The organism is Croceifilum oryzae (assembly GCF_030814315.1).
GTDB classification, from domain to species: domain Bacteria; phylum Bacillota; class Bacilli; order Thermoactinomycetales; family Thermoactinomycetaceae; genus Baia; species Baia oryzae.
Genome location: NZ_JAUSUV010000002.1, coordinates 36402 through 50194 on the forward strand (window position 1 = coordinate 36402; position 13793 = coordinate 50194).

The window sequence follows — 13793 nt, forward strand, 5'->3', positions numbered from 1 at the left end:
GTGGAGGAGATATATATGGTAGATATTCAGAGTATGTATCCGTTATCACCAATGCAGCAAGGCATGTATTTTCATGCCTTGCTAGATCCAGAGTCAACTGCCTATTTTGAACAAACAATCTTTACCATCACGGGTGAGTTCGATGCCAAATGCTTCGCTGATAGCTTTCAACAATTAGTGGATCGCCACGATATTTTACGAACGATTTTTATTCAAGAAGGAACGGAGGAACCTGTTCAGGTTGTGCTACAGGGATTACATGCGCCAGCAGAAATCAAAGACATAACAGAGTTAAGTGAAGATGAGCAAAATGAATTTCTTAATCAATGGATATATGAAGATCGAAAGAAAGGATTTAAGCTCTCAGAGGAATGTTTGACACGTCTCATGATTTTTCAAACAACCCCAGATCAATATAGAGTGATTTGGAGTTGTCATCATCTCTTAATCGATGGATGGTGTACTCCAATCTTGCTGAAAGAATGGATCGAGATCTATGATGCACTAAGAGAGAATCGGAGTGCGAATCTATCTTCAACCGTTCCGTATCAATTATACATTGAGTGGTTGGAACAACAGGATCAAGAAGAATCTCTCGCGTTTTGGAAAAACTCCTTAGCCGGATATAACGAACAAGTCGATTTACCTCAGCGATCGAGTTGGGAGGAAGCGAGTCAATCCTCATTTAAAGAAATCACTTTGGTTTTAGATGAAGCTACCACCAAGCAACTAGATATGTTATCTAAATCTCAACAAGTGACGCTAAATACAGCATTGCAAGGGATTTGGGGGATTTTATTAGGTAAATACAATCAATCGCAAGATGTGGTTTTTGGCAATGTCGTTTCTGGGAGACCTTCCGAAATCCCTGGAGTCGAAAATATAGTCGGTCTATTTATTAATACGATTCCCTTACGTGTTCAATGGGAGAAAGAGCAAAACGTTCTCAATTTTCTCCAGTCATTACAAAAGCATGCCATTCAGTCCCAAGGCTATGAATACTGTTCACTTGCAAATATTCAAACGCAAAGTGAATTAAAACAAGAGTTAATTCAGCATTTGTGGGTGTTTGAAAATTACCCGATGGAGTTAGGAGATAAGGCGACTGCGAATAGTCTTACGATCAAGGATGTGGTTGCATTTGAAGAAACCAACTATCATTTAAATCTGATCGTGTTACCTGGTTCGCAATTGCGTATTCACTTTAAGTTTAATGAAAACAAGTATGATCCGCTCATGATTGAACAAGTAAAAAAGCATCTGCAAGCCCTCATCCATGCTGTTTTACAAAATCCTGACCAACCCATATCGCAACTTGACTTCTTAACAGAAGCTGACAAAAAGCAACTACTGGTCGATTTTAATGCGACAAAAAGCTTATTTCCAAAGGATAAAACGATTCCACAATTGTTTGAAGAGCAAGTAGTGCAAATGCCTGATCAGGTCGCAGTGGTTTGTAAAGATCAAAATTTGACTTTTTATGAGTTGAATCAACAAGCAGAAAAAGTCGCTTATCTCCTAGCTGAAAGAGGAGTTGGAGCGAATCAGATTATTGGTTTATTGGTACCTCCTTCGATCGAAATGATGATTGGCTTGGTAGGGATTTTAAAATCTGGGGCGGCATTTTTACCTATTGATCCGGATACTCCGATGGATCGCATAGAGTATATGGTTCAGAATAGCGCTGTCAAACAAATTTTAACAATCGCTGATTTTTATAATCGGATCCCTGATACGGTTGAAAAGATCGACCTAAACAAACTTTGGTTGGAACAATCTTCTAATGATCATGCATGCGCATTAAAAATAGGAGAATCAAGTGATCTTGCCTATGTGATTTATACTTCGGGCACGACAGGTTTGCCGAAGGGAGTACAAGTGACTCACCGCAATGTGATGAATTATATAGCATCTGTGGCGACTCAAACATCTGTTTCATCCGCTGATAAAAGCATGCTTTTGTCTTCATATGCTTTTGATTTGGGCTATACTCCTATTTTTCTAACGTTGCTTTCTGGTAGTCAATTATATCTTGTTTCAAGAGAAGAATATGCGGAACCAGAAATTCTTTTGGAATATATACGACAGTCAAAAATCACATTAATCAAGTTAACTCCATCTTTGTTCAGTATGATGGTTGGAAGTGTTTCGTTTGCTAAAAACAATCCGTGTGAAAGCATTCGGCAAATTATATTAGGTGGAGAGGAAATTAAATATTCGGATGTCATTTCCTATTTTAAGCAAAATCCGTCTGTTCATATTATGGATGAGTATGGTCCCACAGAAACAACGATTGGTTGTATTTCGTCCATGCTCGCTCATAATCAGATTCCAAATATGCAAGCGCTTCCAAATATAGGTCGACCGATTGCCAATACACAAGTGTTTATTATGAATGAAGATAATGGTCTTCTTCCAATTGGTGTAGCAGGTCAGTTGTGTATTGGAGGGGAAGGGATCTCAGCAGGCTATCAAAATTTGCCAGAGCTGACTTCTGAGAAGTTTGTTGCCAATCCATTTTTTCCAGATGAACGTATCTATAAAACAGGGGATTTAGCTCGTTGGTTGCCGGATGGAACCATTGAATACTTGGGAAGAATGGACAATCAAGTAAAAATCCGCGGATATCGAATCGAACTTGGTGAGGTCGAATCACAGTTATTACAGATTTCCTTTATAAAAGAGGCTGTCGTGATCGCGAGTACCATGGATGATGGTCACAAGGCACTTTGTGCTTATATTGTAACGGAGCAGGAGTTGGTTACGTCTGAACTAAAAGCATCATTAGCGAAAACGTTACCGAACTATATGATTCCGAACTATTTTATCAAGATCAAGAATATCCCATTAACAGCAAATGGGAAAGTGGATAAAAAGGCATTGCCACAACATGATGTTTTCAATGAGACAGGAGTAGAATTTGTTGCTCCAAGAACTGAACTTGAAGGCAATCTTGTTCAAATTTGGCAAGATGTATTAGGTGTTAGGAAGATTAGTGTTTATGCTGATTTTTTTGAGCTTGGCGGGCATTCTTTAAAAGCCACCACGCTGGTAGCTAAAATTCATCAGGTTTTAAATCAAATGATCCCACTCCGCTATGTATTTACGTACCCAACCATTGCCGCAATGGCATGTGAGTTGGAACGACTGGAGGAGAAGGCATTTACAGCTATTTCACCTGTAGAGCAAAGTGATCATTATCCGGTATCTTCAGCCCAAAAAAGGATTTATCTCGTACAACATTTGCAAGATACGAATACCAGCTACAATATGCCATGGGCTATTAAGATCGAAGGTCCTTTGCAAAAAGATCGATTTAAAAAGGCTTGGAAAGCTGTGATCGAACGTCATGAAATGCTCCGAACCTCTTTTGCGATGGAAAAAGGGGAGATTGTACAACGCATTCACGATGAAATGCCCTTTGAAGTCGAGGAATCGGAATTAAACGGAGCCGAGATCGATTCGTGTATGCGTTCTTTTATACGTCCATTCGATCTTGGACAAGCTCCGCTTATACGAGTGGGTCTCGTTAACTTGGGAAGCAATGGCTACGTCATGTTATGCGATATGCATCATATTATTGCAGATGGCGTTTCACTTGAAATTCTGCTAGAAGAATGGATGATCTTTTATACGGAAGGTACTCTACCAGAACAACGTATTCAATATAAAGATTTTGCGGCTTGGCAAAATTCATCTTTCAATAGTGAAGAGTATCAAGCTAGACAGGAATTTTGGTTGAACCAATTCCAAACCATCCCGCCGGTATTATCACTGCCGACTGATTATACCCGGTCAGCCGTACAAAGCTTTGGTGGCGATCGCTTCCATCTCACATTAGATTCTGGACTGACTGAAAAATTATACCGTCTCGCTAGAGAAACAGGAACGACATTATACATGGTTTTGCTTGCCTCGTATCAAGTGTTGCTTCACAAATATACAGGGCAAGAAGACATCGTCGTAGGAACGCCTACTGCAGGTAGACCACATGCGGAAGTTGAGTCGATGATTGGAATGTTTGTTAATATGTTGGCGATGAGGAACTATCCAGAGGGACAAAAAACACTCCGTCTCTTTTTGGAAGAAGTGAAGCACAATGCCCTCAAAGCCTATGAAAATCAAGACTATCCGTTTGAACAACTAGTGGAACAATTAGAGATCCAACGGGAACTAAGCCGTCACCCATTGTTTGATACCCTAATGGTCTTACAAAATACGGGAAGTAAAAAATTGGATTTACCGTCTCTTCACTGTACGCCTTTGGATTTCCCATTTGAAATTGCCAAGTTTGATCTCACTCTTGAGATTGCAGAGAATGAGAATGAGATTGTCTGTGATTGGGAGTATAGCACTTCTCTATTTAAACGCGAAACGATCGAACGTATGGCGACACACTGGATAAAAGTGCTACATCAATTCGTCGAAAATGTAGATCAAGAAATTGGTGATGTGGAGTGTTTGTCAGAGGCTGAGAAGCACAGGATCCTAGTTGAATGGAATGATACGAAAAGCGAGTACCCATATGAGAAAACGATTCAGCAGCTTTTTGAAGAACAGGTAGAGAAAACACCGAACCGTATCGCAATCCAGTTTGGCAATCAAAAAATTAGCTATCTAGAGCTAAATGAGACGGCTAATCGATGGGCACGAGTATTACGGAAACAAGGTGTAACAAGAGAGAGTCGAGTAGGTTTCATCACGGATCGTTCTTCTGAAATGATCATCGGACTTCTTTCTATTCTGAAAGCTGGAGGTAGCTATGTTCCGATTGATCCTAGCTATCCGGAAGATCGAAAGCAGTATATTTTAGAAGACAGCAAAGCCTCCATTCTCATGGTTCAAGACGTTTCTATGATCCCAGATGGGTATGTAGGGGAAGTTCTGGTATTAGCCGAAATGGATCAGATAGATGAAGAGAGTTCAAATCTTGAACCAATCAGTCTAGCTGAAAATGTAGCCTATATCGTTTATACATCGGGATCAACAGGAAAACCAAAAGGCATTTTAACCACGCATCGAAATATTGTGAAAACCATTTTAAATAATGGTTATATTGACATCCATGAAAGTGATCGCATCTTACAGTTGTCCAACTATGCTTTTGATGGGTCGACATTTGATATCTACGGCGCGTTGTTACATGGGGCTGGCTTAGTATTGGCTTCGAAAGAGGTAGCTACCAATCCGGATGCACTAGCGTCTTTTATCCAAGATGAGAAGATTACGGTCTCCTTTATGACGACTGCTTTATTTAACACACTTGTAGATCTGAACTCGGTATGCCTCTTAGGTGTTAGAAAGATTCTTTTTGGTGGTGAAAAGGTTTCTGTCAAACATGTGCAAAAGGCACTCGAGGTTTTAGGTGATGGTCGATTGATCCATGTGTATGGACCTACTGAGACGACTGTTTTTGCCACCTACTATGTTATCGATCAATCTGTGCTTGAAACAGGAATGGTTCCGATTGGAAAACCATTGAATAATACTCAGGTATACGTTTTGGACCAGAATCATGGTGTCCAACCTATAGGGGTTCCAGGTGAGTTATGTATCGCAGGAGATGGGGTTGCTAGTGGCTATCTGAATCGCCCGGAACTCACAGCAGCGAGTTTTATCGAAAATCCATTCTCAGAAGGAAAAATGTATCGAACAGGAGATTTGGTCCGTCTTTTACCTGATGGGAATATTGAATATCTGGAAAGATTGGATCATCAAGTCAAAATTCGTGGATATCGGATTGAGTTAGGAGAAATACAAGAACAATTAATTCAAATTCCAATTGTGAAAGATGCGATTGCGATAGCCACGGAGATGGAAAATAGTCATCATAAAGAGCTCTGTGCCTATATCGTAGCCAATGAAGAGTTAACAACAGCACAACTAAGGTTTGAATTAGCAAAATCATTACCTAGCTATATGATCCCTAGTTATTTTGTGCAAATGGATTATCTCCCCCTAACACCAAATGGGAAAGTGGACCGCAAGGCTTTACCTGCTCCGACAGGGGAAATGAAGTCTGGATATGATTACGTGGCACCTCGAAATTTATTGGAGGAGATGCTCGTAGATATTTGGCAAGAGGTATTAAAAGTAGATCGAGTGGGTGTGGAGGACGATTTTTTTGAATTAGGAGGCCATTCCCTAAAGGCTACTCAGTTGGTAGCCCTCATCTATAAAAAGTTAAACGTAAATATTCCCATACATCATATTTTCCAAGCTCCTACTATTGATGCATTAGCAAAGATACTAGAGGAAATGGAAAAAGGCACATATACATCTATTTCGAGTGTACCGAAAATGGAGTATTACCCAGTCTCGTCTGCTCAAAAAAGAATGTATTTGTTACGAGAACTCGAGAAAGAGGCATTAAATTACAATATGCCGTGGGCTTACTTGCTAGAGGGAGTATTAGACACAGAGAAGATGTTGGAAGCGTGGAAAACTGTGGTCAATCGACATGAAGCACTACGGACTTCGTTTGGTTTGCACAAAGGGGAAATCGTTCAACTCATCGATGATACGATTTCATTCGAAGTCGAAAGATACCAGATTGAAAGTGAAGCGGAAATTCAGGCAACCATTGATCAATTTATACGTCCATTCGACCTGAGTAAGGCACCGCTATTAAGAGTAGGTCTAATCAAGGTTTCGGAAAACAAACATGTTTTGATGATGGATATGCACCATATTATTTCAGATGGGACTTCTGTGGATATTCTGGTAAGAGAGTTAATAAGTTCTTACTCTTCTCAGACATTGGACGAGGTAGGAATTCAGTATAAAGACTATGCGGTATGGCAAAACACGTTCCAACAGAGTGAAGCGTTTAAAGCTCAAGAAACGTACTGGAAAGAAATATTCCAGACTATGCCGGAGGCGTTGCAACTCCCAACAGATTCCTCCCGTCCTGCAGTACCATCATTTGCTGGAGACCATCATAGCTTTATATTGGATCCAGAACTCAGCTGTAGGCTAAATCAACTCAGCAAAGAAACAGGAACCTCTTTATATATGTTGTTACTAGCAGCATATAATGTTCTTTTGCACAAATACACGGGTGAATCGGATATCGTTGTGGGCTCCCCGATCGCAGGTAGATCACATCCTGATGTACAGTCTGTTGTCGGCATGTTTGTAAATACCCTTGCTATGCGAAACCATCCAGAGGGTCATAAGTCGTTTCGAACGTTTTTAAATGAAGTGCGAGAAAGCTCTTTAGGTGCTTTTGATAATCAAGATTATCCGTTTGAAAAACTAGTAGAAGGGTTAGATATGACACGAGATTTAAGCCGTCATCCTTTGTTTGATACCATGTTTCTGTTTCAAAATATGGATTGGACGGAGTTAGAATTACCTAATCTACAGATTCATCCGTATGACTTGGAATCCCAAATTGCCAAGCTAGATCTCATGTTAGAGGTAATGGAACAAGGAGAAGAAATCAAATTCCATTGGGAGTACAGTACAGCCTTGTTTAAACCTGAGACGATCATTCGGATGTCTGAACACTGGAAACACCTGTTACACCAGATCGTGGAGTCTCCTGACCAGCCTATAGCTGAGTTTCGTATGGTTACAGAGCCAGAAGCGCATCAGTTATTGGTTGAGTTTAATGATACGAGTCAAGATTACCCAGAAGATAAGACGGTTCATCAATTATTTGAAGAACAAGTGATGCGGACACCGGACAATGTGGCACTTATCTATAAAGAACAGACTTTGACGTATCGAGATGTGAATGTGCGGGCAAATAAGTTAGCTAAGAAATTACAAAGTCTGGGTGTTCGGTCTGAAAGTCTCGTTGCCATGATGGTTGAGCGATCACCGGAAATGATGATCGGGATCTTAGCCATTTTAAAATCAGGTGGAGCTTATGTTCCAATTGATCCTGATTATCCGGAAGATCGTATTCAATACATGTTACAGGATAGTGGTTCGGATATCCTACTTACTCAAAGAAAGCTCGTAGATCTTGTTGATATGCCTCATGTCCTTTGTATAGATGAAGAGGATAGTTACCAGGATGGGTATGGCTCAGAGAATTTAGACATACATGTAGATCCGAAGCAATTAGCTTATGTAATTTATACTTCAGGTTCCACAGGAATGCCTAAAGGTGTAATGATTGAACATCAATCGGTTGTCTCCCGTCTACATTGGATGCAAACAGAGTATCCATTAACCGAATCGGATGTTGTGTTACAAAAAACCTTGTTTTCGTTTGATCTATCCGTTTGGGAGATATTTTCGTGGTTTATGGGAGGATCTAGTCTTTGTTTACTGCCTACGAAGATGGAAAAAGATCCTGAAATGGTCGTACAAGCGATTGAAAAGTATCGAGTTACCTCCATGTACTTTGTCCCATCCATGTTATCTATCATCCTGCATCATATCGATCGCCAGTCACGTAAAGTAGATCTATCCTCCGTGAAGAGAATCTTTACATGTGGCGAGGTATTAAGTGCTGAACAAGTGAAATCGTTCTATCAAACGTTCCAGTTTGAGCAGGCGAAGCTAATCAATATGTATGGTCCAACGGAAGCAACGGTTAATGTTACCGTCTATGATTGCTATCCGGATGATGAACAAACCATGATCCCAATTGGCGTTCCGATTCATAATGCCAAACTATATATTGTGAATGAACATCATCAACCCCAGCCTGTAGGAGTGATAGGAGAATTGTGCATTGGAGGGATTGGGATTGCTAGAGGGTATCACGGTAAACAGGAGTTAACCGATGAAAAGTTTGTAGCAAATCCATTCTCTAGTGGTGAGAAAATGTATAAAACAGGGGATTTGGCTCGCTATCTACCAGATGGAAATATGGAGTATATCGGACGGACAGACCATCAAGTAAAAGTACGTGGTTTCCGAATTGAGCTAGGCGAGATAGAGTCTCAATTATTACAGATCTCAATAGTGAGAGAAGCAGTAGTGATTACTCGACCCAATCTCCAAGGTCAATTAGAGCTTTGTGCGTATTTTGTTGCTGAACAAGAGTGCTCAGTGTCTGATTTAAGAGCGGAGCTATCTCAAGTGTTGCCTCACTATATGGTTCCATCCTACCTTGTACAATTAGAAAACATGCCGCTCACACCAAATGGGAAAGTAGATAGAAAAACGCTACCTGCACCTGAAGGACTGCAAAAGACAGCAATGGAGTATATGGCTCCTAGAAATGAGCTTGAGCGGAAATTAGTTACGATTTGGTCGGAGGTTCTTGGTGTCGAACAAGTGGGAATTGATGATCGTTTCTTTGAAATGGGAGGGAACTCACTCAAAATCTTAGAAGTCGGATACAGGGTAAACGAGCTTTACCAATCCATGCACTTAAGTATCCCGCTCAGTTTCTTTTATGAGAATCAAACGATTCGTAGCATCTGTCACCAATTAAGTGAAATGCTCAGTCTCGTTTCGCAACCATCGGTCATGAACTTGCTAAATGCGAAGGGTCAAAAAAATGTATTTGGCTTTCCACCCATATTTGGTTATGGAATCGTTTATAAGCCCTTAGCAGAACAAATGGATGGAGAAATGAGTCTTTATGTAGCGGATTTTATTGAGTCAGATGATCGGATTGAACGTTATGTAGAAAGCATTACGGAGATTCAGCCAGCAGGACCGATTACCTTAATGGGTTATTCAGCTGGAGGGAACTTGGCCTTTGAAGTAGCGAAAGCGTTAGAAAAAAGAGGTCGAGAAGTCTCTCAAATGATTCTTTTAGATTCGATAAGAAAAGAATCTCATTTGGAAGGTAAGAGACTTGAAGAGGAGAATATGGAAGACATAACGAGAGTAATCGGAGAAACAACGGATCTGTCTATGCTTAGTCAAAAGTATAGAGCTTATGTATCCTACTTTCTATCACTCGTAAATGATGGAAATATTCATGGAGAAATTCATCAAATCTTAGCTCACGTAGATCCTACTGACACGATGCATGATTTTACATCTTGGTCAACGGCTACGGAACATTATCGTATAAATCAAGGATATGGTACTCACTTTGAAATGATGAGTCACCCTAATGTAGAGAAAAATGCCATCTTGTTAAGAGAGATTTTAAAAGAACTGCGTGTACTTGTCGCACATTAGAATGGATGTAACAATGAATGGCAGTATGAAGGTGCAAGAGAAACGATAATTTCCTAAAAAAATCATGACCACCCGTTCAATGGGTGGTCATGATTTTTTCCAACAATAGAAAAGGTTGAATAACATTGACCCAAATCCCCACATTTTGACCAAGCACGAATGTAGTGGGTTTATGTTAAGATGGATCTTGATATTCCGCACTAGAATTAGCTTATTTATACTATAGAAACTGCTCTATTTAACAGAAAGGATGATTGGGATGAATCTGTCTTCTACGGAGGAACCGAAAGTAATCGCCCTCTATCTACCTCAATTTCATCGTGTTGTCGAAAATGATATGTGGTGGGGGGACGGTTTTACCGAGTGGACGAATACTCGCAAAGCGGTTCCATTATTTCCCGGGCACTATCAACCGCGAGAACCACTAAATGACTTTTACTACGATTTAACGGATGCAAATGCTAGAAAATGGCAAGCAGATATAGCAAAAGAACATGGAGTATTTGGCTTTTGCTATTATCACTATTGGTTTAAAGGAAAAATGTTACTAGAGACTCCATTAAATGAAGTGCTACGTTTAGGAGAACCGGATTTTCCTTTCTGTCTTTCATGGGCAAATGAGACGTGGAGTCGTAGGTGGAATGGAGCGGATCAAGATATATTAATGGCTCAGGAGTATGGGGATGAAGAAGACTGGAAAGAGCATTTTGATTATGTAGTACAAGCTTTTAAAGACCCAAGATACATCTGTATAGATCATAAACCTCTCTTCACGATCTATCGAGCCGGCGATATTCCGCGCTATCGTGAGATGTTGTCCTATTGGACTGATTTGGCGAAGCAACACGGATTTGAGGGAATGTACTTCGTAGAAACGGTTTCGGGCAGACCACCGTTTAAGGAGTTGGATGGCTTTGATGCTACCTTTGAATTTGAGCCCACATACACATTGGCATGGGATCGCTCGAATCGGAGTGAGATCATTAGTCAAGTTCCATCCTATCAAAATCCGAAAAAATCCTTCCGTTTGTACGATTATGATGGGATGTGGGAACGGATTCTAAAACGCAACCCAGACAGAGGAGAGAAAAAAACGATTTTAGGTGCATTTGTGGATTGGGATAATTCTGCGAGGGTGGGAGAGCGTGCTTCCGCATTTACGATTTCAGATAGTACACCCGAAAAGTTTGGGAACCATATGGCCGAGCAATTAGAGAGAGCGAAACAAATCGGGAGTCCTTTTGTGTTTGTAAACGCGTGGAATGAATGGGCTGAGGGTACTTATCTCGAACCAGATAAGAAATACGGACATCGATATCTGGAGGAGTTAAAGCGAGTCGTCGAACAGGTTAGTGAAAAGAAAAAACAGCCTAGATAACTTACTCTAGGCTGAGGGATGGAACCGTGATGGAAGAAGAGTCTGTAAGATCTTTTTCCACCTTCTTATACTTTCGATACATGGCAATCCGCCAAGGTAGCAACATCCCAAATGCGAGGATGAAGAAAACGCCAGCAGTTTGAGGGATACTGATATGCTGTTCAATGTAATTGTGCAGTGAAAGTCGGATCACTAATAAGGTAACAATAATGATTAAAAAGGCCTTCGACCGCTTCAAGTAGATTTCATTGTTTTGAATCTGAAAGTTGGACGTGAGGATGAGTGGAATCGCTAGAAAGATGAAACCACATACAAAAGCAATTAGTGCCCAACTCCATGGAATCCTGGTAAATGGAAATAAAAACATAGCAAATCCAGTACTCATCCCAAGAGGAGGGATAAGGATTTTCTTTGCTGATGTAGGTTTTTTAGTGGCACGAATTCTAATGATCATCACGGTACACGCCATTACAATCAGAACAATGGTTGTGATGATATGTACATTAAAAGGAATGAACTGTTCCATGACTGAAGCCCTCCTTCGTTACAGGAAAACGCTAACACAAAAATTTTTGAAAGTAAACCGCTTGACTATAGCATATAGTTAAATCATAATGGCTATACCTATATTGTAAGTGTTAATTTAACAACGTAAACCTATTTTACATATAAATAATAAAATGCGATGAAGAAGAATAGTACCCAAGAAAGGATTGTCTAGAGAGTTGATGGTCGGTGCAAATCAACCAATTCCCTTGGTGAATGGGCTTCTGAGCAGTACTGTGAACAGGTAACCTCATTAGCAGACAACCGGTGGAATCCGTTATGATTCATTGAGAGCACGATGTTTGTTTAGGCATTCATTGTGAACTAGGGTGGTACCGCGACACAAGCTCGTCCCTTTGAGGATGGGCTTTTTGTGTTGATTTAGAAAAGGGGATGATGAAGTTGAAATGTGTATTTAGTGGCGTGAAACCTACAGGGATTATCACATTAGGTAACTATTTAGGTGCGATTAAGCGATTTGTGGATGTTCAAGACCAAGCGGAGAAGAATTTCTATTCTGTGGTGGATCTTCATGCGCTTACAGTTGCACAAGATCCGAAAGAGATGTATGAGAACACATTAAATATTGCCGCCGTCTATCTGGCGGTAGGATTAGATCCTCGCAAAGCAACCCTTTTCGTCCAATCGCATGTGCCAGCTCACGCTGAAGCTTCATGGATGCTAACATGCTTGTCCCGAATGGGTGAGCTGAATCGTATGACCCAGTTTAAAGATAAAGGACGAGGATCTGATAGCGCAGGAGTTGGCTTATTTACTTATCCAGTGCTAATGGCTGCGGATGTTTTACTATATCAGACGACCCACGTACCTGTAGGAGAAGACCAAAAACAACATCTTGAGTTAACTCGCGACTTAGCTGAGCGCTTTAATCGTGATTATGGAGAAATATTTGTTATGCCGGAACCACTGATCGCAGAAGTAGGCGCTCGTATCATGGGGCTACAAAATCCAGAGAAAAAGATGTCTAAGAGTGATGATAGCGATGCTAACTACATCACGTTGATGGATACGCCTAAAGAGATCGAGAAGAAAATCAAGCGTGCGGTAACAGACTCCGAAAATGCGATTTATTTTGATGAAGAGAACAAACCAGGGGTAAGCAATCTGCTTTCGATTCAAAGTGTGCTTACAGGTGAGACCATGGACAGCATTGTTCAATCTTACGAAGGTTTGGGATATGGTGCGTTAAAGAAAAATCTCATTGAAATTACAGTGGATCATCTAACTCCAATCCAGCAACGCTACCAAGAAATTCGTCAATCAGAGGAATTAACGAATATCCTGCGCCACGGAGCCGAGCATGCGGATGCAGTAGCTAGTGAGACGTTAAAGAAAATAAAAGATGCTCTTGGTTTAGTTCGTCTGTAATGTAGCACATAGAAACAGCCTCACGTTTGAAGACATGGGGCTGTTTCTATGTAATAAAAAAGCCTTCCCACAGTTCAAGGGGTCGGCTGGTTGCTTTCACTACGCTTGAAGCGCTTGAAGCTTTTTCGCTAGACGGGACTTCTTACGAGCCGCTGCGTTTTTGTGCAATAGACCTTTGGTTACTGCTTTATCCAAAGAACGGCTAGCCTCTTGTAAAGCTTGAACAGCTAGGTCTTTGTTAGAAGCATCAACTGCGGTGATATACTTTTTCACAGAAGTACGAACAGCGGATTTTTGAGCCGCATTGCGTTCGCGACGTACCTCGTTGGTTTTAGCGCGTTTAATAGCAGATTTAATGTTAGCCAATGAATTCACCTCC

At 40.7% G+C, this 13793-nt stretch carries 5 protein-coding genes and 1 other annotated feature; of the genes, 3 read left to right on the top strand and 2 right to left on the bottom strand.

The features are described from left to right. Positions 1-15 precede the first annotated feature (15 nt). Together J2Z48_RS01910 and J2Z48_RS01915 are read left to right on the top strand one after the other, a co-directional pair. Entirely contained in the window at positions 16-10101 is a 10086-nt protein-coding gene (locus J2Z48_RS01910; protein ID WP_307250494.1) for a non-ribosomal peptide synthetase, read from the top strand. Between the two features lie 259 nt (positions 10102-10360). Continuing rightward, positions 10361-11479 (top strand): glycosyltransferase WbsX family protein, encoded by a 1119-nt coding sequence (locus J2Z48_RS01915; RefSeq protein WP_307250496.1) that lies wholly within the window; start codon positions 10361-10363, stop codon positions 11477-11479. A 1-nt stretch (position 11480) separates the two neighbouring features. On the opposite strand, the gene J2Z48_RS01920 is transcribed toward J2Z48_RS01915, so the two are convergent. Beyond that, entirely contained in the window at positions 11481-12005 is a 525-nt protein-coding gene (locus tag J2Z48_RS01920; RefSeq protein ID WP_307250498.1) for a CcdC family protein, read from the bottom strand. A 150-nt stretch (positions 12006-12155) separates the two neighbouring features. After that, positions 12156-12384: a binding site (T-box leader), on the top strand. Between the two features lie 43 nt (positions 12385-12427). On the opposite strand from J2Z48_RS01920, the gene trpS reads away from it, so the two are divergent. Next, a complete protein-coding gene (gene trpS / locus J2Z48_RS01925; RefSeq protein WP_307250499.1) occupies positions 12428-13414 on the top strand; it encodes a tryptophan--tRNA ligase in 987 nt (328 codons plus the stop codon). A gap of 99 nt (positions 13415-13513) precedes the next feature. On the opposite strand, the gene rpsT is transcribed toward trpS, so the two are convergent. Continuing rightward, the gene (gene rpsT / locus J2Z48_RS01930) at positions 13514-13780 is read right to left on the bottom strand and encodes a 30S ribosomal protein S20 (protein WP_307250501.1); all 267 of its coding nucleotides are present in this window, start codon (positions 13778-13780) and stop codon (positions 13514-13516) included. Positions 13781-13793 lie beyond the last annotated feature (13 nt).